Genomic DNA, 25,283 nt, shown 5'->3' on the forward strand with positions numbered 1-25,283 from the left:
CCACTAGACTGCGAACCCGGGACGCTGCCTTAAATACCCTGCTCTACAAATGCCACGGTCTGAGCCAGTGCCGCGTCCAGTGCGCCGGCGTCGGTACCGCCGCCCTGCGCCATGTCCGGACGACCACCGCCCTTACCGCCCACTGCCGCAGCGGCCTGCTTCATCAAATCACCGGCTTTGAGTTGGCCAGTCAGGTCTTTGGTCACGCCTGCGACGAGAACGACCTTTTCCTCATGGACACCGCCGAGCAGGATCACTGCGCGGCCGAGTTTGTTTTTCAGTTGATCGACCAGCGCCAGCAACGCCTTGCCATCCTGGCCATCCAGGCGCGCCGCCAGGACCTTCACGCCCTTGACGTCCACGGCCTGGGCCGAGAGATCGTCGCCAGCGGCGCTGGCAGCCTTGGCTTGCAGCTGCTCAAGCTGTTTTTCCAGCAGGCGATTGCGTTCCAGCACAGCCGACAGCTTGTCGATCAGATTGTCGCGGCTGCCCTTGATCAGGCTCGCCGCTTCCTTGAGTTGTTCTTCGGCGGCGTTGAGGTACGCCAGGGCCACGGCGCCGGTAACCGCTTCGATCCGACGCACGCCGGCCGCGACGCCACCTTCGCTGACGATCTTCAGCAGGCCGATGTCACCGGTACGGTTGGCGTGGATGCCGCCGCACAGCTCCACCGAGAAATCGCCCATGCTCAGCACGCGCACGCTGTCGCCGTACTTCTCGCCGAACAAGGCCATCGCGCCCTTCTGCTTGGCGGTCTCGATGTCGGTTTCCTCGGTCTCGACCGGGGAGTTCTTGCGGATCTCGGCGTTGACGATGTCTTCCAGCGCCTTGAGCTGCTCGGGCTTGATGGCTTCGAAGTGGCTGAAGTCAAAGCGCAAGCGCTGGCTGTCCACCAGCGAGCCTTTCTGCTGGACGTGCTCGCCCAGTACCTTGCGCAACGCCGCGTGCAACAGGTGAGTGGCCGAGTGATTCAGCGAGGTGGCATGACGCACCTCGGCATCGACATGGGCCGCCACCGGGGCCGCGACCATCAGACTGCCCGAGGCCAGCACACCGTGGTGCAGGAACGCGCCGCCGGTCTTGGTGGTGTCGCGCACATCGAAGCGCGAACTGCCGGCCTGCAAGTAGCCGCTGTCGCCGATCTGGCCGCCGGACTCGGCGTAGAACGGCGTCTTGTCGAGCACGATCACGCCTTCCTGGCCTTCGCTCAGGATGTCGACCGATTGCCCGTCCTTGTAGATGGCTACGATCTTGGCCGAACCGGTGGTGCCGGCATAACCGGTGAATTCGGTGGCCACGTCGACCTTGACCAGGCTGTTGTAGTCCATGCCGAAGGAACTGGCGGAACGCGCACGCACCCGCTGAGCTTCCATCTCGCGCTCGAAACCTTCCTCATCGAGGGTCAGGTTGCGCTCGCGGGCGATGTCGCCGGTCAGGTCCATCGGGAAGCCATAGGTGTCGTACAGTTTGAAAACCACGTCGCCCGGGACCACGTTGCCCTTGAGCTCGGCCAGGTCCTGCTCGAGGATCTTCAGGCCTTGTTCCAGGGTCTTGGCGAACTGCTCTTCCTCGGCCTTGAGCACGCGCTCGATGTGCGCCTGCTGGGACTTGAGCTCCGGGAAGGCGTCGCCCATCTCGGCCACCAGGGCCGCGACGATCTGATAGAAGAAGCTGCCCTTGGCGCCCAGCTTGTTGCCGTGACGGCAGGCACGACGGATGATCCGGCGCAGCACATAGCCACGGCCTTCGTTGGACGGCAGCACGCCGTCGGCAATCAGGAAACCGCAGGAACGGATGTGGTCGGCGACCACTTTGAGCGAGGCCTGGTTGTCGTTGGTGCAACCGATGGCCTTGGCCGACGCACTCAGCAGGCTCTGGAACAGATCGATCTCGTAGTTGGAATGCACGTGCTGCAGCACCGCACTGATCCGCTCCAGGCCCATGCCGGTATCCACCGACGGCGCCGGCAGCGGATGCAACACGCCGTCGGCGGTGCGGTTGAACTGCATGAACACGTTGTTCCAGATCTCGATGTAGCGGTCACCGTCCTCTTCCGGCGAGCCGGGTGGGCCGCCCCAGATGTCGGCGCCGTGATCGTAGAAAATCTCGGTGCATGGGCCGCACGGGCCGGTGTCGCCCATGGTCCAGAAGTTGTCGGAGGCGTAAGGCGCGCCTTTGTTGTCGCCTATACGCACCATGCGCTCGGCCGGGACACCGACTTCCTTGGTCCAGATGTCATAGGCTTCGTCATCGCTGGCGTAGACCGTGACCCACAGCTTCTCCTTGGGCAGGTTCAGCCACTTGTCGGAAGTCAGGAAGGTCCAGGCGAAGGTGATGGCGTCGCGCTTGAAATAGTCGCCGAAACTGAAGTTACCCAGCATTTCGAAGAAAGTGTGGTGACGGGCGGTATAGCCGACGTTTTCCAGGTCGTTGTGCTTGCCGCCGGCACGCACGCATTTCTGGCTGCTCACCGCACGGGTATAGGCACGTTTTTCCTGGCCCAGGAAGCAGTCCTTGAACTGGTTCATCCCCGCGTTGGTGAACAGCAGGGTCGGGTCGTTGCCCGGGATCAAAGAGCTGGAGGCTACTCGGGTGTGACCTTGCTCTTCGAAGAAGCGAAGGAAGGCTTCACGGATTTCTGCGCTTTTCATTAGGTTCTTCCACGGAGGCTGCGGCCAAAGGCCTGTGCAAAACGTCGACAGACGAAGCAACGGCAAAGGGCCGCATTATATCGGCCCTTCGCCTGGGGTACAGCGTGTTTATGCGATAGAAACTGTCAATTGGCCCGCTTGACGGCTCAGGCGCGGGAAAATTCGACGAAAGTGTCGATCACCTGGTCGATTTGCGCACTGCCGACGTCCATATGAGTCACCATCCGCAGGCGCGGCGCAGCGCTGAGCCTGATCCCCCGCTCAGCGGCAAAGGTCTTGATCGCCTCGGCCCGCTCGCCTATCTGCACGTAGACCATGTTGGTCTGCACCGGCTCGACTTCGTAACCCGCCGCCCGCAGGCCTTCGGCGAGGCGCTGGGCATTGGCGTGGTCATCGGCCAGGCGTTGGACCTGATGTTCCAGGGCATACAACCCCGCCGCCGCGAGAATCCCGGCCTGGCGCATCCCGCCACCGACCATCTTGCGTAACCGTCGGGCCTTGGCGATCAGCTCCACGCTGCCGCAGAGCACCGAGCCCACCGGGGCGCCAAGGCCTTTGGACAGGCACACCGAGACCGAATCGAAATGCCGGGTGATCTCCCGGGCATCCACGTTGAGCTTGACCGCCGCGTTGTACAGGCGCGCCCCGTCCAGATGCAGGGCCAGGCCGTGCTCGCGGGTGAACGCTCGGGCCCGGACCAGGTAGTCCAGTGGCAGGACTTTGCCCTGCATGGTGTTTTCCAAGGCCAGCAGGCGCGTACGGGCGAAGTGGAAGTCATTGGGCTTGATGGCGGCGGCGACCTGCGCCAGGTCCAGCGAGCCGTCCGCTTGCACTTCAAGGGGCTGGGGCTGGATCGAACCGAGCACCGCCGCCCCGCCCCCTTCGTATTTATAGGTGTGGGCCTGCTGACCGACGATGTATTCATCGCCGCGCTCGCAGTGAGCCATCAACCCCAACAGGTTGCTCATGGTCCCGCTGGGCACGAACAGCGCCGCCGCGAACCCCAGGCGCTCGGCGAGCTCAGCCTCGAGGCGATTGACGGTCGGGTCTTCGCCATACACATCGTCGCCGGTCGGCGCGCTGGCCATGGCATCGAGCATACCGGCGGATGGCTGGGTGACCGTGTCGCTGCGAAGATCGATAACACTCATGAATCTGGCCTCGGGTTCTGGTGGGGGAATTCCCTGTCGAAGGGCAATTACTGCGGGCATGGCGGGAAATAATCAAGGCTGAGCAGGAAATTCCGTGGCGAGGGAGCTTGCTCCCGCTCGGCCGGGCTGGCGCTCCAGTGCGAAGCAGCCGCCAGCAATTGGGCCTGCTTCGCAGTCCAGCGGGAGCAAGCTCCCTCGCCACAGGGCGTCGTGCCAGGCAGTGTTGATGTTGACTGCCCCACCGCTATCGCGAGCAAGCTCGCTCCCACAAAAGTTATGTGTTAAAAATCGTTCGCCGTCACAAACCATGGCGGCAAAAACGTTCTCAGGGCGGGGTGCAATTCCCCACCGGCGGTAATTGCACGCAAGGTGCATAGCCCGCGAGCGCTTGGCGGTACACGGCTTCAGCGGTGTAACGACAAGGTCAGCAGACCCGGTGTGATTCCGGGGCCGACGGTCATAGTCCGGATGAAGAGAGAACGGGATTGACACCCAAGGGCCGACTGCGACTGTTGTACGCGGCGTACCCTTAGATCCCCTTCGATTCATGACGCCCTGTTTTTCACACAAACAGGAACCAGAACATGCAACCCACTGCAATCGATAGCAAAACCAAACACTCGGGCGAGCGCGTCGCGTTCATCCAGGCCTGCTGGCACAAGGAAATCGTCGACCAGAGCCGTAAAGGCTTCGTCGCTGAAATGATCAGCCAGGGGTATCAGGAAAGCGATATCGACTTCTTTGAAGTCGGTGGTGCCTTCGAAATCCCGTTGCACGCCAAGCTGTTGGCCAAGTCGGGCCGCTACGCCGGCATTGTCGCCGCCGGCCTGGTGGTGGATGGCGGTATCTATCGCCACGAGTTCGTCGCCCAATCGGTGATCAGCGGCCTGATGCAGGTCCAGCTGGAAACCGAAGTGCCAGTGTTCTCGGTGGTCCTCACACCGCATCACTTCCATGCCGGGGAAGAACATCAGAAGTTCTTTTTCGACCATTTCGTGCACAAGGGCCAGGAAGCGGCGAAGACCTGCGCCGATACCCTGAACAAGACCCGGGCGTTACGTCGTACTGAGCCGCGTGCTTTAGCCGTCTAAGCACCGCCCCCAATGTGGGAGCGAGCCTGCTCGCGATGACGGAGTGTCAGTCACTCTCAATGTCGACTGATGCATCGCTATCGCGAGCAGGCTCGCTCCCACAGGGTTGATGCGCCGAGTCTGATCCGGTCAGGCCAGGTTTTCATCCGTGGCCGGCACGATCAGGATCCCCGCGCGCAGCCCATTCTTCACCTTGGGGTTCGGGAAGATGATCCGCGCGCCCTCTTCTTCAATCACCCAGCGGGTCTGGGCGATGTCTTCGGCCAGCACATAGCCTTTTTCCAGTTCCGAGAAGTTCTCGATGTCCGCCGGCAGGTTCAGGCGGAAGCTGTCGCTGTGCTTGATGATTTCCCGCGCCACGCTGAACAGTTGCAGGCCGTCGAGGCCTTCGTCCGACTCAGGCTCGTTGCCCTCGATGATCTGTTTCAGCCGGGTTTCCAGCAGGCTGACGTTGACCCCGTCGTTCTGCCCGAACGGCCGGGCCTTGCCCAACTCCAGGGTGAAGGACTCGGCGCCGAGCTGGTCGTAGGTGTAGGCACTGAAGACGATGGACGGCTTGTTCTGCAGCAACACCGCTTCCATGCCCGCCGCACGCAGGCGCGCCAGCTCACGGCGTGAATGCTGGCGGCCTTCCTTCCACGGATACAGGGCAAACTGCTCGATCTTCGAACCACGGATGGCGGTGTGCAGGTCGTAGTGCAGGCGACTGCGCTCAGGCTTGTTGAAAAAACTGGCCGCCAACCGCTCCAGCTCGCAAGCGCGCAGCGCCTCGGCGCCGCCACTCAGTTCGTGGCGGCCATTGAACAGCCGGTTGACATCCTGCTCGATGAAACGCTCGCCGCGGCGGATGGCCTCGGGGTTGCCGAACAGGAACAGAATGCGGGCCCGCGGCTTCAAATCGCCACGGGCGATGTCATGCAGGAGGCGGTCGAGCAGTTCGATCGGCGCGGTTTCGTTGCCGTGGATACCAGCTGACAACAGCAGGTCCAGGCCGTTGTCCCGGGCTTCGGGCGGCTTGACCTCCAGCGCGCCTTCGCTCAACCAGCGCATCCTTACGCCTTCGACAGTCAGTTGAGTCTTCTCCGCCGGTTCACGGCCGGCGAGGGTCAGTTCAAGCAGTTTGCCGAGGGCGAGCATAGCGCGGTTTCCTTAATGGTCGTGGCCGCAGTCAGGGCCATGGACGTGGTCGTCATCGCCGAGGTCCGCCGGTTCCATTTCCAGCTGCAGGCTGACCAGGTTGGTCGCCAGGGGACGCAACAACAGGTTGGCGTATTCCTCGTCGCCTTCCTCGACATCCACACCGATCAGCAGCTGGCCGCGGCCATCCTGCTGGATCCACAACTCCTTGCCTTGCCACATCACCGCGACGCGGGTGCAGGAGGTTTGCAGTTGGGTGCCGTCGGTGTCTTCAAGGATCAGTTGCAGGGAATCGCTCATGTTTTTACGTTCTCGTCGGAAGATAAGGCAACGCGCCCTGCTTTGACTGTAGTCAGGTCGCGCGCGCTTTCAATTGATCTGGAAAGGATAGACCGCGCCAAGTTTTAGGATTTGTGTCAGTTCATCCAGCGCTGCGCGGCATTCGAGCAGCAACTGCGGGTCTGCCAGGTCGTTTTCGGTCATGCGGTCGCGGTAGTGGCGCTCGACCCACTGGGTCAGCGACTCGTACAGCGGCGCGGTCATGATAACCCCTGGGTTGACCGCCGCCAGTTCGGTTTCGTTGAGCGCCACGCGCAACCTCAGGCAAGCGGGGCCGCCGCCATTCTGCATGCTTTGCTTGAGGTCGAAGACCTTGACCTCGCGAATCACTCCGCCGGACCCCGTCAGGCTTTGCAGGTACTGCCAGACGCGCTCGTTACTACGGCATTCTTCCGGCACGATCAATAGCATCGAGCCATCGGCACGCGACAGCAATTGGCTGTTGAACAGGTAGGAGCGTACCGCGTCATCGACGGTAACGGCCGAACGCGGCACGCACACCGCCTGGAATTTCCCACCGACCTTGGCGAGTTTGCTGGTCAGCTCGGCCAGCATTTTGTCGGTCTCGAGGAAAGCGTCCTCGTGGTAGAACAACACTTCGCCATTGCCTACGGCAATCACGTCATTGTGGAAGACACCCTGGTCGATCACCGACGGGTTCTGCTGGGCATAGACCACGCCCTCCTCTTTCAGGCCATGCAAACGGGCAACGGCACGGGAGGCTTCGAGGGTCTGGCGCGCCGGGTATCTTTGCGGCGCCGGGTAGCGGGTGTCGAAGGCACTGCGACCGAACACGAAAAATTCCACGCCTGCTTCGCCGTAGGCTCGGCAGAAACGGGTGTGGTTGGCCGCGCCTTCGTCACCGAACTGCGCCACCGCCGGCAAGGCCGAGTGATGGGCGAAGTGTTTCGAGTCGGCAAACATCGCCGCCAATACGCGGCTGGTGGTCGGATGCTCGATGCTGCGATGGTATTTGCAGTTCAGGTTGGCGGCGGTGAAATGCACGCGACCGTCGGCCGTATCGGCGCTCGGGCTGACCGTGGCGGCGTTGGCCACCCACATGCTGGAAGCCGAGCAACTGGCCACCAGCAGCGGCATCGCTTCCTTCGCGGCCTGCTGGATCACCTCGGCATCGCTGCCGGCAAAGCCCAAGCGGCGCAAAGCCGCGATGTCGGGACGCTCTTGCGGCGCCAGCACGCCTTGCTGGAAACCCATGTCCATCAGCGCTTTCATCTTCGCCAGGCCCTGCAACGCCGCTTCCTTGGGGTTGGAAGACTGCTGGCTGTTGCTCTGGGAGGCGACGTTGCCGTAGGAGAGCCCGCCGTAGTTATGGGTCGGCCCCACTAGACCGTCAAAGTTGACTTCATAGGATTTCATCAGCGAGGCTCCACGAGAATCTGGTTTTTATAGGCATCAAGTAACATCGGCGGCGCTTCTATCGCGAGCAGGCTCGCTCCCACAGGAATTGCATACCCCCACGAGGACTGCACGGAACCTGTGGGAGCGAGCCTGCTCGCGATCGGGCTCACGCCATTCTCACGCCAGGCGTCAGAGCCGCTGGCATGACAAGGCTCGGCGTCTCCAGTGACGCCACCGGGTACGCACAATAGTCGGCGGCGTAGTAAGCACTGGCGCGATGGTTGCCCGAGGCGCCGACACCGCCGAACGGCGCGCTGCTGGCGGCGCCGGTCAGTTGTTTGTTCCAGTTGACGATGCCGGCCCGGCTTTGCAGCCAGAACTGCTGGTAACGCTCTTGCGAATCCGACAACAAGCCGGCGGCCAGGCCATATTGGGTGTTGTTGGCCTCGGCGATTGCCGCTGGGAAATCCGCGTAGCGGATCACTTGCAGCAGCGGTCCGAACAGCTCTTCGTCGGGGCGCTCGGCCACTGCGGTGACGTCGAGGATACCCGGCGTCAGCAATGCAGCCTGGGCTTGCGGCTGGGTCATGGTCAACAGCGGCACGGCGCCCTTGCCCAGCAGGTGATTCTGCGCATCCATCAGCGCCTTCGCAGCGCCCAGGGAAATCACCGAGCCCATGAACGGCGCCGGTTGCTGGTCGAAGCCACCGACTTCCAGAGTCGAGCTGACCGCCACCAGTCGCGCCAGCAAGGCATCGCCCCAGGCGCCTTGCGGCACCAGTAACCGACGGGCACAGGTGCAACGCTGGCCGGCGGAAATGAATGCGGACTGGATGATGGTGTAGACCGCTGCATCGACGTCTGCCACCTCATCCACCACCAGTGGATTGTTGCCACCCATTTCCAGGGCCAGGATCTTGTCCGGGCGCCCGGAAAATTGTTGATGCAGCAGGTTACCGGTGCGACTGGAGCCGGTGAAAAACAGCCCGTCGATACCTGGGTTCGCTGCCAGGGCAATACCGGTTTCCCGAGCACCTTGCAGCAGGTTCAACACGCCCGCCGGCAGACCGGCCTCGACCCAGCACTGGACCGTCAGCTCGGCGACTTTCGGGGTCAGTTCACTCGGCTTGAACAGTACGCAGTTGCCGGCCAGCAAGGCAGGCACGATGTGGCCGTTGGGCAGGTGGCCAGGAAAGTTGTAAGGGCCGAACACCGCCACCACGCCGTGGGGCTTGTGACGCAGCACCGCAGTGGCGTCGCCCAGCGGGCCGCTCTTCTCGCCGGTGCGCTCGCGGTAGCTCTGCAGCGAAATCGCTACCTTGTTGATCATGCTGGTGACTTCAGTGGCTGCTTCCCACAACGGCTTGCCGGTTTCCTCACCGATGCAGCGGGCCAGTTCGTCGGCACGCTGCTTCAATGCAGCGGCAAAGGCCTCCAGCACCTGGATGCGTTCATCCAGCGAACGCCGGGCCCAATCGGGGAACGCCTGGCGCGCCGCCTGCACGGCCGACTCCACCTGAGCGGCCGTGGCGCCCTTGCCAGACCACAGCACCTGCTGAGTCACCGGGTTCAACGACTCGAAGACGTCACCCTGGCCTTCCAACCAACTGCCTGCAATGTACAGCGACTTCATTATTTCGACTCCCGAGCAGCGGACAACGCGACGGCACGTACCTGGTCGCCGGCGTTGAGTTGAAGACGTTTGGCGGTCAGCGGATCGACCACCAGGGTGCCAGCGGCCAAGCGCGCCGGTGCCGCCGTGATGCGGCAATCTTCGCGTTTGCGGTTATGCATGATGAACGGCGTGGCGTCGTCGCCCGGCGTGCCGATGGCCAGCACCAGCGCCTGGCTGTCGCGGACTGCGCGAATCTTGCCGGTTTCGCATTCAACGGCCGGGCCGGCGTCGAAGATGTCGACATAACCCTGGTAGCTGAAGCCTTCGCTCTTGAGCATCGACAGCGCCGGCTCGGTGTCGGGGTGAACCTGGCCGATCACCGCTCGGGCGTCTTCGGACAGGAAGCAGGTGTATAACGGGAATTTCGGCATCAATTCGGCGATGAACGCCTTGTTGCCAACACCGGTCAGGTAATCGGCCTGGCTGAATTCCATCTTGAAGAAATGCCGGCCCAGGCTTTCCCAGAACGGCGAACGGCCGTTGCCGTCGGACATGCCGCGCATCTCGGCGATGATCTTGTTGCCGAACAACTGTGGGAACTCGGCAATGAACAGCAACCGCGCCTTGGCCAGCATGCGACCGTTGAGGCCGTTGCGGTAATCGGCATGCAGGAACAGCGAGCACAGCTCGGAGTTGCCGGTCAGGTCGTTGGCCAGGAACAGGGTCGGGATTTCCCGATAGATGTTCAATTCCTGCGAGGCACTGACCGTCAGGCCGACGCGAAAGTTGTACCACGGCTCACGCAGCCCCACGGCACCGGCGATGGCGGAAATGCCCACCACTTTGCCGTCGTCGTCTTCAAGCACGAACAGGTAGTCCGCATCGCCGCGCCCGGCTTCGCCGCGAAAAGTCTTCTCGGCCCAGCCGACCCGGTGGGCCAGGCGCTCTTCGTTGGCCGGCAAGGTGGTCAGGCCGGTACCGGTGCTACGGGCCAGGGCGATCAGAGCGGGTAAATCGCTGCTGCGTACGGGACGAACGATCATGCTATCTCCTCAAACGGGCCGCTTGCGCCACCCGCCAAACTCATTAAACCGCCACCAGGCGCACACTGGCACCTTCGCCGACGCCCAGGGCTTCGGCCGCTTCCATGTCCAGCGTCACAGGCTTGCCCGGCGCGTAATCGAGCTCCAGCAGCACCGCGCGGTAATCCTGCAACTGGGCGTTGGCCACCAGGTACTGCCGACCGGCACCTTTCACCGGCTCACCGATCTTGACCGGCACCACACGGCTCTGGGCAATCGAACGAATGCCGGAGACACGGGCGTGCAGGGTCGGGCCACCGTCGAAGATGTCGATGTAGTGATCGGTCTCGAAACCCTCGCGCATCAGGATGTCGAAGGTGATCTGCGCACGCGGATGGACCTGGCCCATGGCTTCCTGGGCGGCGTCCGGCAACAGCGGCACGTAGATCGGGTAATGGGGCATCAGCTCGGCGAGGAAGGTACGGCTTTTCAGCCCGCACAGGCGCTCGGCGGCGGCGTAGTTGAGGTCGAAGAAGTTGCGACCGATAGCGTCCCAGAACGGCGAATCGCCGTTCTCGTCGCTGTAACCGACGATCTCGGTCACCACCGAATCGGCAAACCGCTCCGGATGGCTGGCGACGAACAGCAGGCGCCCGCGGGAATTGAGTTCCGACCAGGGCGAGCCCACCAGCTCCGGCACCACGTAGAAACTGGTCAGCAGGCTGTTGCCGGTCAGGTCGTGGCACTGGGACAGCACGTGAATTTTGTTGTGGATCTTCAGTTCACGAGAGGCGTGAACGAAGGTCTCGTTGCGAAAGCTGTAGAACGGCTCGGAGTACCCGGCCGAAGCGACAATCGCCGAGCAGCCGGCAAGCTTGCCGGTGGCGGTGTCCTCAAGGACGAAGAAGTAGCTTTCTTCACCATTGAAACTGACTTCGGCGGCAAACGAGGCTTCGCTCGCGGCGATCTTGTCGCTCAGGCGTTCCACGTCATCCGGCAAGGAAGTGACACCGATCGGACTGTCCGCAGCCAGACGCTGTACCTCGCCCAGATCAGCCATTTGCGCGGGGCGCATCACCAGCATGGTGTCACTCCTTAACTTGAAATAAAGGGTTCGACCATCAGGTCGAGACTCAGAGAAAAAATACCGGGCTCACTGCCTGCCTGGAGGCCACCGCCAAGCTCCTGTGGGAGCGAGCTTGCTCGCGATGGCGGCGGCACATCCAACATTGAGGCAAGCTGAACCACCGCTTTCGCGAGCAAGCTCGCTCCCACAGGGGACCCGGTTCAATTGAGATGGATCAAACCTGCGTCAGCTTCGCCGCAGCCTTCTCGAAGCGGTCCAGGCCAGCGTCGATGTCGGCGTCTTCCACCACCAGGCTCGGGGCGAAGCGGATCACATCCGGGCCCGCCTGCAGGATCATCAGGCCTTCCTGTTCGGCAGCGTTGAAGATGTCCTTCGCCTTGCCTTTCCAGGCGTCATTCAACACGCAGCCAATCAACAGGCCCATACCACGCACCTGGGTGAAGAGGCCGTACTTGGCGCCGATCTGCTCCAGGCGAGTCTTGAACTTGTCGTGCTTGGCTTTCACGCCGCCCAGTACTTCAGGCGTGTTCACCACATCGATGACGGCCTCGGCCACTGCACAGGCCAACGGGTTGCCGCCGTAGGTAGTACCGTGAGTGCCGACCACCAGGTGCTTGGCCAGCGCATCGGTGGTCAGCATCGCCGCAATCGGGAAACCACCGCCCAGGCTCTTGGCGCTGGTGAGGATGTCCGGGGTCACGCCGTAATGCATGTAGGCGAACAGCTCGCCGCTACGGCCCATGCCGGTCTGCACTTCGTCGAAGACCAGCAGCGCGTTGTGCGCATCGCACAGTTCGCGGGCGCCTTGCAGGTAGGCCAATTCGGCCGGCAGCACGCCGCCCTCGCCCTGGATCGGCTCCAGCACCACGGCGCAGGTCTTGTCCGAAACAGCTGCTTTCAGAGCCGCCAGGTCGTTATAAGGAACGTGGGTGATGCCGGTAATTTTAGGACCGAAACCGTCGGAATACTTCGATTGCCCACCGACGTTGACGGTGAACAATGTACGACCGTGGAAGCTGTTGAGCGCGGCGATGATTTCGTATTTTTCGCTGCCGAAACGGTCGAACGCGACACGACGGGCCAGCTTGAACGCGGCCTCGTTGGCTTCGGCGCCGGAGTTGCAGAAGAACGCCCGCTCGGCGAAGGTCGCGTCGATCAGTTTATGCGCCAGGCGCAGGGCCGGCTCGTTGGTGAACACGTTGGACACGTGCCAGAGTTTATTCGCCTGTTCGGTCAGGGCTCCGACGAGGGCCGGGTGGGCATGGCCCAGTACGTTGACTGCAATACCGCCGGCGAAGTCGATCAACTCGCGACCGGACTGATCCCACACGCGGGAGCCGGCGCCACGCACCGGAATAAAGGCAGCAGGCGCATAGTTGGGCACCATTACCTGGTCGAAATCGGCGCGTTGTACCGCGGCTTGCTCAACGGACATCGGAGTCTCCTGAAGAGGAACACTCGCCTGGAACTGGCGAGCTTGGAAAGGATTGTAAGGACAGTTTTCAGCCCGGCCTTGCCGCCAAGCGACAACTTCTTATAGCGCCAACCCACGTTTTACGCGGGTTTACGGCAATGCGACAAATAGCGTCGCAAAGGCGCAGTTTAAACGTTGGCACGGGGTTTGAGGCACTCGCTTCCACATTTCCCTTGGCCAGTCACCGCTGTAGTTCTGGAAGAGTTATCTGTGGCGAGGGAGCTTGCTCCCGCTGGGGCGCGCAGCGCCCCTCAGAAAAAATTCCGATCAATTCGATGTACGAGGTTTCCGTCTGGGTCCGCTTCGCAGCCCAGCGGGAGCAAGCTCCCTCGCCACAGGTAAGCTGCCTTATCTGCCCTAACCGCGCTCGGACGGCACCGACGACAATTCGAACGGGCTGCTGCTGCGTCGCTGGTTGCGGTCTTCGCGTGGCGTGGCGCCGAAGAAGTTGCGGTAGGCGCTGGAGAAATGCGGTCCCGAGGAGAAACCGCAGGAAAGGCCGATCTGGATGATCGATTTGCTGGTCTGCATCAGCATCTGCCGGGCCTTGTTCAGGCGCAGTTCCAGGTAATACTGGCTCGGCACTCGGTTGAGGTATTGCTTGAAGATCCGCTCCAGCTGCCGACGAGAAACGCACACATGCTGGGCGATTTCGTCGGTGGTCAGCGGCTCTTCGATGTTGGCCTCCATCAGCAGCACCGCCTGGGTGAGCTTCGGATGGCTGGAGCCGAGGCGGTTCTGCAATGGAATGCGCTGACGCTCCCCGCCCTCGCGGATCCGCTCGACCACCAGCTCTTCCGACACCGCACCGGCCAGTTCCGCACCGTGGTCCCGGGCCAGCACCGCCAGCAACAGGTCGAGCACCGACATGCCGCCACACGCGGTCAGGCGGTCACGATCCCAGTCGAACAGATGGCTGGTGGCAATGACCTTGGGAAAGCGCTCGGCGAAATCGTCCTGCCAGCGCCAATGCACGGCGGCACGGTAACCGTCGAGCAAACTCAGCTGGGCGAGAGGATAGACACCGGCGGACAAGCCACCGATCACACAACCGGCGCGCACCAGTTGCTTGAGCGCGCTACCCAGCGGCGACGCGAGGGCGGTCGGCGGCTCATCGGCCAGCAGGAACAGCTTCTGGAAACCTTCGAGTTTGCCGGCCCAGGGTTCGCCGGGCAGTTGCCAGGTGTCGTCGAGCGGCGGCTCGGCCTGCAGGAACGACAGCTCATAGACCACATCCGGATGCACCCGTTGAGCGACACGCAAGGCTTCCTCGGCCAGCGCCAGCGTCAAGGCTTTAGTGCTGGGCCAAATCAGGAAACCAATTCGATGGGCAGTCATGGCGGGCAATCCGAAACGAAAAACAGTGTGAGAGCCGAAAGCGGCTGCAACCAAATTAGACCATCTGGCGCACGGTGCGCAGCATGACCCGAATCAGTGCATAACGGGAGCGATTACTTCAGGCTGCCCGAAAGAAATTGTTGCAGACGCTCCGATTGCGGGTTGACCAGCACTTCGCGCGGGTTGCCGCTTTCTTCGACAATGCCTTTGTGCAAGAACACCAGCTGGTTCGACACCTCGCGGGCAAAGCCCATTTCGTGGGTCACCACCACCATGGTCCGACCTTCCAGGGCCAGAGCCTGCATCACCTTGAGCACGTCACCCACCAACTCCGGATCCAGCGCCGAGGTCGGTTCGTCGAACAGCATCACCTCAGGCTCCATCGCCAGCGCACGGGCAATCGCCACGCGCTGCTGCTCGCCGCCGGACATGTGGCCCGGGTAGGCGTCCTTGCGATGGGCGACGCCGACCTTGTTCAGGTAATGCTCGGCTTTCTCCCGCGCTTCGGCTTTTGACACTCCCAGTACATGCACCGGCGCTTCGATGATGTTTTCCAGCGCAGTCATGTGCGACCACAGGTTGAAATGCTGGAACACCATCGACAGGCGCGAGCGCATGCGCTGCAGTTGCTTGGGGTCGGCGGCCTTCAGCGCGCCATCCTTGCCAGCCACCAGCTTCAACTCTTCGTTGTTGAGCAGGATTTTGCCCGCGTGAGGTTGCTCAAGCAGGTTGATGCATCGCAGGAAGGTACTTTTACCGGAACCACTGGAGCCGATGATGCTGATCACATCACCGGCGGCGGCTTTCAGGGACACACCCTTGAGCACTTCGTGACTGCCATAGCGTTTATGCAGGTCTTGGACTTCGAGCTTGTACATGCGGTCGGTTCTCACAAAACGTCAGTCGTAGGGCAGTCGATCAGGTCGATGCGTTATCAGTGCTTGCGCGGGGCCAGGTAACCCAGCCAGCGGCGCTCGGCCAACTTGAACAGGCGCACCAGAATGAAGGTCAGGCACAGGTAGAAAACGCCGGCCGTGATGTAGGCCTCGAACGGCAGGTAATACTGCGCATTCACGGTACGTGCGGCACCAGTGATGTCGATCAGGGTCACGATGGAGGCCAGGCTGGTGGTCTGCAGCATCATGATCACTTCGTTGCTGTATTGCGGCAGCGCCCGGCGCAGGGCCGATGGCAACAGGATCCGGCGATACAGCTTGGCCCGCGACATGCCCATGGCCTTGGCCGCTTCAATTTCACCGTTGGGCGTGGCCCGCAGGCTGCCGGCGATGATTTCGGCGGTGTAGGCGCTGGTGTTGATGGCAAACGCCAGGCATGCACAGAAGGTCGCGCTGGACAGCCAAGGCCAGAGGAAGCTCTCGCGCACGAACTCGAATTGCGCCAGCCCGTAGTAGATCAAGAACAACTGCACCAGCATCGGGGTGCCGCGGATCACGTAAGTGTAGAGCCAGGCCGTCATGTTGATGATCGGCTGCTTGGAGACTCGCATCAGTCCCAGGGGCAGCGCCGCCAGCAGGCCGAAGAACAACGACAGCGCCAGCAGCTTCAAGGTGGTCAGCAAACCGCTGAAGTACAGCGGCAAGGCTTCATAGATGACGTTGTAGTCGAAGATCATAGATCAGCCGCCCTTACGCCTACCGAGTAGCGCTTCTCAAGATGACGCAATGCCAGCAACGACACACTGGTGATCACCAGGTACATCGCCGCCACTGCCAGGAAGAAGGTGAAGGGTTCGCGGGTGGCATCCGCCGCCTGCTTGGCCTTGAACATCATGTCTTGCAGGCCCACCACCGAGATCAGCGCGGTGGCCTTGGTCAATACCAGCCAGTTGTTGGTGAAGCCCGGGATCGCCAGGCGGATCATCTGCGGCACCATCACCCGGAAAAACACTTGCACACCACTCATGCCGTAGGCCATGCCGGCTTCGGCCTGCCCCTTGGGGATTGCCATGAATGCACCGCGAAAGGTTTCCGACAGGTAGGCACCAAAGATGAATCCCAGGGTGCCGATACCAGCCGCCAGCGGATTCAGGTCAATGTAGTCGTCATAACCGAGCATCGGCGCGACGCGATTGAGCAGGTCCTGGCCGCCGTAGAAGATCAGCAGGATCAGCACCAGGTCGGGGATGCCGCGAATGACCGTGGAATACAGGTCGCCAAGCCACGCCAGCCAGCGCACCGGCGAAAGACGCAGCGCTACGCCGATCAGCCCCAGGACGATGGCCAGGGCCATGGACGACAGGGCGAGCTGAAGCGTCAACCATGCGCCATCGAGGATGACAGCCCCGTAGCCTTTCAACATGATTCAGGTCCTCGAAAGTGGGATGTAAAAATGGCGCAAACCGCAGGGAGCCTGTTGCTTGCGCCATTTCGAACGGCTAGCGAGACGTGTTACTTGCCGTAGATGTCGAAGGCGAAGTATTTGTCCTGGATCTGCTTGTATTTGCCGTTCTCACGAATAGCAGTGATCGCGCTGTTGATCTTGTCTTTCAGGGCGTCGCCCTTGCGCACCGCGATACCAATACCGTCGCCGAAGTACTTCTCGTCGGTGAAGGCAGGGCCGACGAACGCGAAACCCTTGCCTGCGTCGGTCTTCAGGAAACCATCATCCAACAGCGTAGCGTCTGCCACGGTGCCGTCGAGGCGGCCGGCGGATACGTCCAGGTAGATTTCGTTCTGCGAACCGTACGGTTTGATCTCGGCACCCAACGGAGCCAGGACTTCGCGGGCAAAGCGCTCATGGATCGAACCGCGCTGTACGCCGATGTTCTTGCCTTTGAGTTCAGCCAGGTTGTCGCCGACCTGAGTACCAGCCTTCATCACCAGACGTGCCGGGGTGTTGTAGTACTTGTTGGTGAAATCAACGGATTTCTTGCGATCTTCAGTGATCGACATCGAGGACAGGATCGCGTCGATCTTGCGCACTTTAAGGGCCGGGATCAGGCCGTCGAACTCTTGTTCGACCCATTGGCACTTGACCTTCATTTCTTCGCACAGCGCGTTGCCGATGTCGTAGTCGAAACCGACGATGCTGCCATCCGGGGCTTTCGAGGCGAACGGAGGGTAAGCCGCTTCGATACCGATCTTCAGGGGTTTCTCATCGGCGAATGTCGGCAGGGAGAGCACGGACAGTGCCAGGGCGCCAAGCAGCACAAGTTTCTTCATCTTGGGACTCCATCGGTAAAGGGCAAAACGGCAGAGTGAGCAACAGCCCAATATGCGAATGGGTAACACGAACCTGGGTGCTGCGTCCTAGGAAGCCTGCGTTTTATTCAACGCGAGCCACGACGAGCGAGTGATCGGCATTCTAACGACAGGTCCGAAGCCGATATTTCTTCAATGCGACAACAAATTACAGAAGCATCGAGAAAGCGGATCAAGCTCATTGACAGTCTTGCAATTTCATGCAAGAGCAAAAGAAGGGAAACCGATCCATGCTGCAAATTGCGGGCCCATTATTCGCAAACCCTTCTAATTCGGCAAGCACAGCGTGTCGGCTGATTTTACAAAGGGCCGTAAGCGCCCTGAAACGGGATCCGACGTTTCCCATCGCCTCGGCACAGCGCCTTCGGTTACACATTTCGAAACATCGGTAACGTTCAGAAAGGTCTGACAGGGAACGTCGATATTTATTCACCCTGCCTACAGCACATATTCCCGTGGCGAGGGAGCTTGCTCCCGCGGGGTTGCAAAGCCACCCAATCGAACCACGCAGCTTTGCAGGGAGACCGCACACGCTGGTTTTACGACGGCTGCGCCGCCGAACGGGAGCAAGCTCCCTCGCCACAGGTGTGTACGCGTCACCTATGCCACGTATGAAAAAGCCCCACCCGGCAAGTGCCAGGCGGGGCTTTCGGGTGTTGCTTGCTACCCGTCAGGCAACGTTCATGGTCTTGTGCGTCTCGATCAGATGCGCCACCACACTCGGGTCGGCCAGGGTGGAGATATCGCCCAGGCTGTCGTACTCCGCCGTGGCGATCTTGCGCAGGATGCGGCGCATGATCTTGCCCGAGCGGGTTTTCGGCAGGCCCGGGGCCCATTGGATGACATCCGGCGAGGCGATCGGTCCGATCTCCTTGCGCACCCAATTCTTCAGCTCCAGGCGCAGGGCTTCGCTGGTCTCTTCGCCGGCGTTGAGGGTGACGTAAACGTAGATCCCCTGCCCCTTGATGTCATGCGGCACCCCGACCACCGCCGCTTCGGCGACTTTCGGGTGGGCGACCATCGCGCTCTCGATCTCGGCCGTGCCCATGCGGTGGCCGGACACGTTGAGCACGTCGTCGACCCGACCGGTGATCCAGTAGTAGCCATCCTCGTCGCGACGGGCACCGTCACCGGTGAAGTACATGCCGCTGAAGGTCTTGAAATAGGTATCGACGAAGCGGTCGTGGTCGCCGTACAACGTGCGCGCCTGGCCCGGCCACGAGTCGAGGATCACCAAGTTGCCTTCGGCCGCGCCTTCGATCAGGTTGCCGAGGTTGTCCACCAACGCCGGCACCACGCCAAAGAACGGACGCGTGGCCGAACCCGGCTTCAGCGCCGTGGCGCCAGGCAGCGGGCTGATCAGCACGCCACCGGTCTCGGTCTGCCACCAGGTGTCGACGATCGGGCAACGCTCCTTGCCGACGTTCTTGTAGTACCAGTCCCAGGCTTCCGGGTTGATCGGCTCGCCCACCGAACCCAACAGGCGCAGGCTGCTGCCATCGGCGCCTTCGACCGCGGCGGTGCCCGAAGCCATCATCGCGCGGATCGCGGTCGGCGCGGTGTAGAGGATGTTGACCTTGTGCTTGTCGATGACCTGGGCAACACGGGTGATGTCCGGGTAGTTCGGCACGCCCTCGAACAGCACCGTGGTCGCGCCATTGGCCAGCGGGCCATAGACGATGTAGCTGTGGCCGGTGACCCAACCGACGTCGGCGGTGCACCAGTAGACTTCGCCCGGCTTGTAGTCGAACACGCGCTCGTGGGTCAGGGCCGCATACAGCAGATAGCCGGCCGTGGTGTGTTGCACGCCCTTGGGCTTGCCGGTGGAACCGGAGGTGTAGAGGATGAACAGCGCCTCTTCGGCGCCCATTTCCTTCGGCGCGCAAACGGTGCCGGCGACTTTCATCAAGTCTTCGTACCAGATGTCCCGGTGCTGGTTCCACTTGATGTTGCCGGCCGTACGCTTGCACACAATGACTTTCTGGATGCTGCTGGTTTCCGGGTTGGTCAGCGCGTCATCGACGTTGGCCTTGAGCGGGATCTTTTTGCCGGCACGAATGCCTTCGTCGGCAGTGATCACCACTTTGGATTTGCAGTCGATGATCCGCCCGGCCAGCGCTTCAGGCGAGAAGCCGCCGAACACCACCGAGTGGATCGCGCCGATCCGGGCACAGGCCAACATGGCGACCACGGCCTCCGGGATCATCGGCATGTAGATGGTCACCACATCGCCACGGTGCACATCCTGGCCGCGCAGGGCGTTGGCGAACTTGCAGACTTCTTCATGCAGCTCGCGATAGGTGATGTTGCGGCTCTCGGACGGGTCATCGCCCTCCCAGATGATCGCCACCTGATCGCCACGCTCGGCCAGATGCCGGTCGAGGCAGTTGTAGGACACGTTCAAGGTGCCATCGGCGAACCACTTGATGTCGACATGGTGATCGTCGAACGAGGTCTGTTTCACCGTGGTGAACGGCTTGATCCAGTCCAGGCGCTTGGCCTGCTCGCGCCAAAAGCCATCCGGGTTGACGACCGACTGCTGGTACATCGCTTTGTAGGTCGCCTCGTCAGTCAACGTACTGGCCGCAACCTCGGGGCGAACGGGATACAGAGAAGCCGCACTCATGTTTCTTACCTCGGAGACATAGTTGTTTTTGTATGGTCCCGTTGTAGCCTGGGGCGGGCCTATAGAACCATTCGACGATGGTAGTAACAAGTCCCTACAAAATGTCGGTACTAACGTGCAAGTCCGTACTTGCCACCCATTTCCCTTGTGGGAGCGAGCTTGCTCGATCACGTCAGCAAATCCAAAACAGCTGTAACAGACAGCACCCTACTCCCAACGATTATTACCAAATCAACCAAAAGTGTTTATCAAAACCCGGTCTGTTTGCATGCAACCCCACTGCCTAAAATCCATCTCGCCAACCGGCAAACGCGATTAACGCAACACAGCCCCCACGAAGGCCGTTAATCAAACTTCCAATACTTGCTCCACACGCAACCCCAAAAAGGTTGCGTGACCCCATTCGACCTCAGAAAGGTGAAACAAATGAAAGCTCTATGGGTTCTGGTCCTCGGCAGCCTGTGCGCCACCGCTATGGCAGACGAAGTCCCGACCGATGTCGCACAGCAAAAACCGGTGATCGAGGAATACACCTACTCCACCCACCTGGACATCGCCAAGATCATCTCCATGAGCGAGATCCCGAACGTCTGCGAAGTGGTGCCGGCGAAGATGGAATACGACGACTCCAAAGGCCAGCGCCACATCCTGCGCTACAGCGTCATGGGCAACGGCTGCTCCAACGGCTGATCGACTTCGAACGAACCAGGAGCAACCACCATGAAAACCCAATTGATTCTCGCACTGACCCTGTCCGTACTGACTGCCCAGAGCTTCGCCGCCGACGGTTTCGACCGCACCGGTTCCGCCGCCGCCATCAGTCGTTATGACGCCACGCTTGCAGCCGACGATCATGACCAGGCCGCCCCGGACACCCTCGCCGCCGGCAGCCATGACCGCACCGACTCGGCCCGTACCGATTGATCATTACTGGCATTTTCCAGGGCCCGGTTTCGACCGGGCCTGGTTGTGTCTGGAACCGCTGAAAAGCCTTCACAAACACAACATGTTGTGCATCAGCGCAAAAATCGATGGTTTTTTGATCAAAATAAACCGCCGTGCGACCCAGGCAAAAAAAATCTTCAGCGGGCCTCCAACGGCGAAAGCCTTGTAAACCCTAGTTCCCATGCCGATCGGCGACCTGTGACCCGGCCCTGTGGGCGATTTCGCCGCACCACGTAGGCAAAAAAGTCCTTATAATGCCGCCTTAAACGGGCCTGCAATATTCCCTTACAGGGATCACGCCAGCCTGAAGCCGACCCAGGGGCCAATTGCTTCCCTGTGTCCATCGCCGCTTCAGCGCCCTCCCGTACATTTTTCTGTTTGTTGCCTGCGTCATTGCTGCAAGAAACGATTTTTTCCAAGATCCACCGCGGCCAGTTGGCCCTCACCGGGCATCTGGCCCTCACGCAGGAGACGACACGTCATGCTGAGCTGGGACGAATTCGACAAAGAAGACGGCGAAGTTGCCGTAAAAAGCGCCAACGCCGGCCACGCTTCTGAAGCCAACATGGACCGCCTCGACAGCGCCGGCGGTGCCGCCGCGCTCGAAGCCCGCGCCGTGACGGCCAGCGACTCGGCCGCGATCATTCGCGCCAAGGCCGCCCTCGACAAACTCGACGTCGCCGAAGGCCTCGCCGAACTCGAAGGCGCCTCCGCCCGTGTCGCCGTCGATGAAAAGCGCATGATCAACTGCCGTGCCGACCTCAACCAGCTCGTACCCTTCAAATACGACTGGGCCTGGCAGAAGTACCTGGACGGCTGCGCAAACCACTGGATGCCGCAAGAAGTCAACATGACCGCCGACATCGCCCTCTGGAAAAACCCGGAAGGCCTGACCGACGACGAGCGCCGCATCGTGATGCGCAACCTGGGCTTCTTCTCCACCGCCGACTCCCTAGTCGCCAACAACCTGGTCCTGGCCGTATACCGTCTGATCACCAACCCGGAATGCCGCCAGTACATCCTGCGCCAGGCGTTCGAAGAAGCGATCCACACCCACGCCTACCAGTACTGCATCGAATCGCTGGCCATGGATGAAGGCGAGATCTTCAACATGTACCACGAGATCCCATCGGTCGCGAAAAAAGCCGCCTGGGGCCTGAAGTACACTCGCTCGATCTCCGATCCGAAGTTCGAAACCGGCACCCCGGAAACCGACAAAGAGCTGCTGCGCAACCTGATCGCCTACTACTGCGTCCTGGAAGGCATCTTCTTCTACTGCGGCTTCACCCAGATCCTCTCCATGGGCCGCCGCAACAAGATGACCGGCGTCGCCGAGCAGTTCCAGTACATCCTGCGCGACGAATCCATGCACCTGAACTTCGGCATCGACGTGATCAACCAGATCAAGATCGAAAACCCACACCTGTGGGACGCCGAAATGAAGGAAGAAGCGACCCAGATGATCCTGCAAGGCACTCAGCTGGAGATCGAATATGCGCGTGACACCATGCCTCGCGGCGTGCTGGGCATGAACGCGGCGATGATGGAGGACTATCTGAAGTTCATCGCTAACCGTCGGTTGTCGCAGATTGGTCTGAAAGAAGAGTATCCAGGCACGACTAACCCGTTCCCTTGGATGAGCGAGATCATGGACTTGAAGAAAGAGAAGAACTTCTTTGAGACTCGGGTGATTGAGTATCAGACGGGTGGGGCTTTGAGCTGGGATTGATTCGAAAGAAGAATCCTAGGCCGGACGCGTAAGTAAAAACCCCGTGAGAGCGGGGTTTTTTGCATTCTACAGAAGCGAAACTGCGTTTAACTTCAGAACGGCTAGGCTACCGCTGCCCTACGAAAAACTCAGAATCTTTCCGCATTGACTCAGCATCTACCCCTTACCTATCTTAGTCGCAGGTGCCTAAGAAACGCCCAACGTAGTAGCCAATCGCCAAGCATAGAATCGCGTACCGTCCGAGGACGTATGCAACTCTGTATTGCGAAATAGCTTGTTGGGATTTTTCTTACATCCTCTACGTCGGGCTCGCGCCGCTAACTTCATACGTAGAGGTCGTTATGCTCACGAAAAAACCAGCCCGCTCTCCGTACACCTCGGAGATCAATCATGCCTGATGCTTACATTCCTGCGGTGTTCACTCGCCTGAACCTCCACCTCCATGCCCTACTTCTGGAAAACCAACCCTGGTTCTGTGCTCGCGACCTCGGTCGGCTAATGGGTGTGCATTTGAACGACCGAATGGTCAGCAAACTGGATGAGGATCAGCGGCACGTCTTGCCGATTCGCTACCACGGCCAGCCGGAAAAGCGGCTGATGCTCAGCGAGTCCGGTGTGTACGCCTTGTTGGTTTACCACTACGCGCCAGGGAATCGCTTGTTGCGCGAGTGGCTCACGCATCATGTAGTGCCAGCGTTGCGGGATGCACAGGCTTCAAGCGATACCGAGCGGCCAATGCTCAGTGTTTTGGATTGGCCGGAGATGTCGTTGAGTCTGCTGCACTGGCAAAACGACGGTTGGATTCGGCTTCGGGACATGCCGTATCTGTTGCTTAATCGGACTCGTGGTCGAGCGAAGGTGGCTAAGCCTTGGTGGCGTAGGTTGCTTTACATTTTTCACGGGACTGGGCATGCAGTTCCTAGGGCCAATATGAACGAAGACTGAGTTTTTTCTGTAGGAATTTTCGTAGATAGCCGTAATGGCCAGCCAGTATTGATTAAGATCGAAACTCACATGTACTAATAGTCCGTCCCTAAAACGGTCGATTCTCGTCGGGAACCTATCAGATCCCGCGGAGACTCATATAGCTTGTGGCGCTATATTCCCCCCAAGATGCAAATCCGATTATCCGTCGGTTACCGACTGCTTAATAATCAGGCGCACAAGGTACTGTACGGTAGGAAGAATCTATTTCTTGATATAAACGGTTAATGCACATACATCTGTTAGGCAGCTGCGCCCCTCAACTATTTTGCCCACACCAATACAGGAAGCATCCTACAACAAAAAAATTGACTCTAGACCTTACAAGGCCCTACCTTTCTATTTGCAGCACAAAAGCCAGACAACAATAAAGCCTCTAGCATCAACGCCACATTGCAAACTACAACAATACGTAGCGATAAACATAACAACTTCAAAACCAAGGACATACCACCTCTTTTCAAAATTAATCCACAAGCATAACCAATACTCAAATCACTGTATCGATTACTCTAATAACATGGAACGTTATGACAACCAAAATACAGAAAATAATTCTTGAAGCTCAAGAAAAAATCCAAATTCGCAGCCTGCTCGATGAGATCATCAAAGATCCGGCTCTGACGAATCAGTATAATTTTATGGAAAAGGCTACTCTTTACGCTCATGAATTGCCACGAAGAGTTCGTGAAGAATTTTATGATTTCAAACGCAGTGAAGTCGCTGCCGCACTCTTGGTCTCCGGAAATCCGGTGCTTGCTGAGGGCGCTGGACCGAGTCCTTCCAGATACATTGAATTAGATGAAGACTACCGTTTGAATGATGCAAAAGTCCTACATGGCTTATACGGATCGCTGCTCGGAGAGGGAATAGGCTTCACTTCACAGCGCAACGGTAGTCTTTTCAACAACATTGTCCCGCTTGAAGAGCATAGAAAAACTTCAAATTCAAGCGGTGGATCCGTTCTAGATTTTGGATTTCATGTAGAGGATGCCTTCCATCCTGCACGCGCCGAGTACTTAGGGCTCGTCTGCATGCGCAATGATGAACGTGCCGCCACTATTATTTCGTGCATCGACAACATAAAACTTAGTACTGAAGAAAAACAAGTTCTATTTAAACCTAACTTCAAGATCTCTCACAACCCAATCCATAACACATCTGACATTATAGAAGAAACATCCCAGGCTATCCTCTTCGGCCACAAGAACGCCCCATACGTCAAAATTAATGCTGCCACATTGAATATTGATGAGTATAGCGGCATTGAACGTCAAGCCCTGGAAAAGCTCTTGGATCATTTTACAAGAAATCGCGTTGCAGTTGTGCTCGAAGCGAAGGACTGTATATATATAGATAATTACCGATGCGTGCACGCAAGGGATTCATTCAAAGCAAACTATGGCGATGGAGCACGCTGGCTAGCGAGAGTAGTTTTCGCTTCTAGTTTAAGAAAGTCACGCGAAATGCGGAGCACCATACACACTCGCGCCATCAGTGCATGAAGGGACGAC

Annotated in this window: 21 protein-coding genes and 1 riboswitch; of the genes, 6 read left to right on the forward strand and 15 right to left on the reverse strand. The window is 59.8% G+C overall.

Annotated features, from left to right (window positions below; all coding sequences use genetic code 11):
- Positions 1 to 29 precede the first annotated feature (29 nt).
- Together alaS and ltaE are read right to left on the reverse strand one after the other, a co-directional pair.
- Positions 30 to 2,651, reverse strand: a complete 2,622-nt coding sequence (gene alaS / locus ACLEJQ_RS11370) for an alanine--tRNA ligase (RefSeq protein ID WP_440794968.1) — start codon at positions 2,649 to 2,651, stop codon at positions 30 to 32.
- 146 nt (positions 2,652 to 2,797) lie between these two features.
- Complete coding sequence (gene ltaE / locus ACLEJQ_RS11375; protein WP_440794970.1) at positions 2,798 to 3,802, reverse strand: low-specificity L-threonine aldolase; 1,005 nt, start codon at positions 3,800 to 3,802, stop codon at positions 2,798 to 2,800.
- Between the two features lie 317 nt (positions 3,803 to 4,119).
- Positions 4,120 to 4,287: riboswitch (FMN riboswitch) on the forward strand.
- Positions 4,288 to 4,386: 99 nt separating this feature from the next.
- On the opposite strand from ltaE, the gene ACLEJQ_RS11380 reads away from it, so the two are divergent.
- Complete coding sequence (locus ACLEJQ_RS11380) at positions 4,387 to 4,893, forward strand: 6,7-dimethyl-8-ribityllumazine synthase (RefSeq protein WP_440794972.1); 507 nt, start codon at positions 4,387 to 4,389, stop codon at positions 4,891 to 4,893.
- A 129-nt stretch (positions 4,894 to 5,022) separates the two neighbouring features.
- Here ACLEJQ_RS11380 and astE read toward each other — a convergent pair whose 3' ends face one another.
- From astE to acs, 13 genes are all read right to left on the reverse strand, one after another.
- On the reverse strand, positions 5,023 to 6,030 hold the full coding sequence (gene astE, locus ACLEJQ_RS11385) for a succinylglutamate desuccinylase (protein WP_440794974.1): 1,008 nt from the start codon (positions 6,028 to 6,030) through the stop codon (positions 5,023 to 5,025).
- A gap of 12 nt (positions 6,031 to 6,042) precedes the next feature.
- Positions 6,043 to 6,330, reverse strand: a complete 288-nt coding sequence (locus ACLEJQ_RS11390; RefSeq protein ID WP_053147236.1) for a hypothetical protein — start codon at positions 6,328 to 6,330, stop codon at positions 6,043 to 6,045.
- A 69-nt stretch (positions 6,331 to 6,399) separates the two neighbouring features.
- Positions 6,400 to 7,746 (reverse strand): N-succinylarginine dihydrolase, encoded by a 1,347-nt coding sequence (gene astB / locus ACLEJQ_RS11395; RefSeq protein ID WP_440794976.1) that lies wholly within the window; start codon positions 7,744 to 7,746, stop codon positions 6,400 to 6,402.
- A gap of 148 nt (positions 7,747 to 7,894) precedes the next feature.
- Positions 7,895 to 9,364, reverse strand: a complete 1,470-nt coding sequence (astD, locus tag ACLEJQ_RS11400) for a succinylglutamate-semialdehyde dehydrogenase (RefSeq protein WP_440795144.1) — start codon at positions 9,362 to 9,364, stop codon at positions 7,895 to 7,897.
- The gene (gene astA, locus ACLEJQ_RS11405) at positions 9,361 to 10,386 is read right to left on the reverse strand and encodes an arginine N-succinyltransferase (RefSeq protein WP_440794978.1); all 1,026 of its coding nucleotides are present in this window, start codon (positions 10,384 to 10,386) and stop codon (positions 9,361 to 9,363) included. The genes astD and astA overlap by 4 nt, the downstream gene beginning before the upstream one ends.
- Positions 10,387 to 10,429: 43 nt before the next feature.
- Positions 10,430 to 11,449 carry an arginine/ornithine succinyltransferase subunit alpha gene (gene aruF / locus ACLEJQ_RS11410; RefSeq protein ID WP_003178851.1) on the reverse strand — a complete coding sequence of 340 codons (1,020 nt, stop codon included), beginning with the start codon at positions 11,447 to 11,449 and terminating at the stop codon, positions 10,430 to 10,432.
- Positions 11,450 to 11,666: 217 nt separating this feature from the next.
- Positions 11,667 to 12,887: an aspartate aminotransferase family protein gene (locus tag ACLEJQ_RS11415; RefSeq protein ID WP_440794980.1), complete on the reverse strand. Its 1,221-nt coding sequence runs from the start codon at positions 12,885 to 12,887 to the stop codon at positions 11,667 to 11,669.
- 396 nt (positions 12,888 to 13,283) lie between these two features.
- Positions 13,284 to 14,264 carry a GlxA family transcriptional regulator gene (locus ACLEJQ_RS11420; protein ID WP_440794982.1) on the reverse strand — a complete coding sequence of 327 codons (981 nt, stop codon included), beginning with the start codon at positions 14,262 to 14,264 and terminating at the stop codon, positions 13,284 to 13,286.
- Between the two features lie 113 nt (positions 14,265 to 14,377).
- Positions 14,378 to 15,142 (reverse strand): ABC transporter ATP-binding protein, encoded by a 765-nt coding sequence (locus ACLEJQ_RS11425; RefSeq protein ID WP_053147221.1) that lies wholly within the window; start codon positions 15,140 to 15,142, stop codon positions 14,378 to 14,380.
- 56 nt (positions 15,143 to 15,198) lie between these two features.
- Positions 15,199 to 15,897, reverse strand: coding sequence for an ABC transporter permease (locus ACLEJQ_RS11430; RefSeq protein WP_440794984.1), 699 nt, complete (start codon positions 15,895 to 15,897; stop codon positions 15,199 to 15,201).
- Positions 15,894 to 16,583 (reverse strand): ABC transporter permease, encoded by a 690-nt coding sequence (locus tag ACLEJQ_RS11435; RefSeq protein WP_440794986.1) that lies wholly within the window; start codon positions 16,581 to 16,583, stop codon positions 15,894 to 15,896. The genes ACLEJQ_RS11430 and ACLEJQ_RS11435 overlap by 4 nt, the downstream gene beginning before the upstream one ends.
- A gap of 89 nt (positions 16,584 to 16,672) precedes the next feature.
- A complete protein-coding gene (locus ACLEJQ_RS11440) occupies positions 16,673 to 17,446 on the reverse strand; it encodes an ABC transporter substrate-binding protein (protein WP_440794988.1) in 774 nt (257 codons plus the stop codon).
- A 709-nt stretch (positions 17,447 to 18,155) separates the two neighbouring features.
- Positions 18,156 to 20,111, reverse strand: a complete 1,956-nt coding sequence (gene acs, locus ACLEJQ_RS11445) for an acetate--CoA ligase (protein ID WP_440794990.1) — start codon at positions 20,109 to 20,111, stop codon at positions 18,156 to 18,158.
- Between the two features lie 426 nt (positions 20,112 to 20,537).
- Here acs and ACLEJQ_RS11450 point away from each other — a divergent pair, with 426 nt between their 5' ends.
- The 5 genes from ACLEJQ_RS11450 (at position 20,538) to ACLEJQ_RS11470 (ending at position 25,274) form a co-directional block, all read left to right on the forward strand.
- On the forward strand, positions 20,538 to 20,801 hold the full coding sequence (locus ACLEJQ_RS11450) for a DUF2790 domain-containing protein (RefSeq protein WP_440794992.1): 264 nt from the start codon (positions 20,538 to 20,540) through the stop codon (positions 20,799 to 20,801).
- Between the two features lie 30 nt (positions 20,802 to 20,831).
- Positions 20,832 to 21,035: a hypothetical protein gene (locus ACLEJQ_RS11455; RefSeq protein WP_440794994.1), complete on the forward strand. Its 204-nt coding sequence runs from the start codon at positions 20,832 to 20,834 to the stop codon at positions 21,033 to 21,035.
- Positions 21,036 to 21,537: 502 nt separating this feature from the next.
- Entirely contained in the window at positions 21,538 to 22,785 is a 1,248-nt protein-coding gene (locus ACLEJQ_RS11460) for a ribonucleotide-diphosphate reductase subunit beta (protein ID WP_440794996.1), read from the forward strand.
- Positions 22,786 to 23,175: 390 nt separating this feature from the next.
- Entirely contained in the window at positions 23,176 to 23,730 is a 555-nt protein-coding gene (locus ACLEJQ_RS11465; protein WP_440794998.1) for a BRO-N domain-containing protein, read from the forward strand.
- A gap of 569 nt (positions 23,731 to 24,299) precedes the next feature.
- Complete coding sequence (locus ACLEJQ_RS11470) at positions 24,300 to 25,274, forward strand: TauD/TfdA family dioxygenase (protein WP_440794999.1); 975 nt, start codon at positions 24,300 to 24,302, stop codon at positions 25,272 to 25,274.
- Positions 25,275 to 25,283 lie beyond the last annotated feature (9 nt).

Source organism: Pseudomonas sp. SMV71 (assembly GCF_052042015.1).
Taxonomy (GTDB): domain Bacteria; phylum Pseudomonadota; class Gammaproteobacteria; order Pseudomonadales; family Pseudomonadaceae; genus Aquipseudomonas.

Excerpts from the sequence above, each read along its gene's own strand:
- alaS (WP_440794968.1), bottom strand. The coding sequence starts at position 2,651 with ATGAAAAGCGCAGAAATCCGTGAAGCCTTCCTTCGCTTCTTCGAAGAG.
- ltaE (WP_440794970.1), bottom strand. The coding sequence starts at position 3,802 with ATGAGTGTTATCGATCTTCGCAGCGACACGGTCACCCAGCCATCCGCC.
- ACLEJQ_RS11380 (WP_440794972.1), top strand. The coding sequence starts at position 4,387 with ATGCAACCCACTGCAATCGATAGCAAAACCAAACACTCGGGCGAGCGC.
- astE (WP_440794974.1), bottom strand. The coding sequence starts at position 6,030 with ATGCTCGCCCTCGGCAAACTGCTTGAACTGACCCTCGCCGGCCGTGAA.
- ACLEJQ_RS11390 (WP_053147236.1), bottom strand. The coding sequence starts at position 6,330 with ATGAGCGATTCCCTGCAACTGATCCTTGAAGACACCGACGGCACCCAA.
- astB (WP_440794976.1), bottom strand. The coding sequence starts at position 7,746 with ATGAAATCCTATGAAGTCAACTTTGACGGTCTAGTGGGGCCGACCCAT.
- astA (WP_440794978.1), bottom strand. The coding sequence starts at position 10,386 with ATGATCGTTCGTCCCGTACGCAGCAGCGATTTACCCGCTCTGATCGCC.
- aruF (WP_003178851.1), bottom strand. The coding sequence starts at position 11,449 with ATGCTGGTGATGCGCCCCGCGCAAATGGCTGATCTGGGCGAGGTACAG.
- ACLEJQ_RS11415 (WP_440794980.1), bottom strand. The coding sequence starts at position 12,887 with ATGTCCGTTGAGCAAGCCGCGGTACAACGCGCCGATTTCGACCAGGTA.
- ACLEJQ_RS11420 (WP_440794982.1), bottom strand. The coding sequence starts at position 14,264 with ATGACTGCCCATCGAATTGGTTTCCTGATTTGGCCCAGCACTAAAGCC.
- ACLEJQ_RS11425 (WP_053147221.1), bottom strand. The coding sequence starts at position 15,142 with ATGTACAAGCTCGAAGTCCAAGACCTGCATAAACGCTATGGCAGTCAC.
- ACLEJQ_RS11430 (WP_440794984.1), bottom strand. The coding sequence starts at position 15,897 with ATGATCTTCGACTACAACGTCATCTATGAAGCCTTGCCGCTGTACTTC.
- ACLEJQ_RS11435 (WP_440794986.1), bottom strand. The coding sequence starts at position 16,583 with ATGTTGAAAGGCTACGGGGCTGTCATCCTCGATGGCGCATGGTTGACG.
- ACLEJQ_RS11440 (WP_440794988.1), bottom strand. The coding sequence starts at position 17,446 with ATGAAGAAACTTGTGCTGCTTGGCGCCCTGGCACTGTCCGTGCTCTCC.
- acs (WP_440794990.1), bottom strand. The coding sequence starts at position 20,111 with ATGAGTGCGGCTTCTCTGTATCCCGTTCGCCCCGAGGTTGCGGCCAGT.
- ACLEJQ_RS11450 (WP_440794992.1), top strand. The coding sequence starts at position 20,538 with ATGAAAGCTCTATGGGTTCTGGTCCTCGGCAGCCTGTGCGCCACCGCT.
- ACLEJQ_RS11455 (WP_440794994.1), top strand. The coding sequence starts at position 20,832 with ATGAAAACCCAATTGATTCTCGCACTGACCCTGTCCGTACTGACTGCC.
- ACLEJQ_RS11460 (WP_440794996.1), top strand. The coding sequence starts at position 21,538 with ATGCTGAGCTGGGACGAATTCGACAAAGAAGACGGCGAAGTTGCCGTA.
- ACLEJQ_RS11465 (WP_440794998.1), top strand. The coding sequence starts at position 23,176 with ATGCCTGATGCTTACATTCCTGCGGTGTTCACTCGCCTGAACCTCCAC.
- ACLEJQ_RS11470 (WP_440794999.1), top strand. The coding sequence starts at position 24,300 with ATGACAACCAAAATACAGAAAATAATTCTTGAAGCTCAAGAAAAAATC.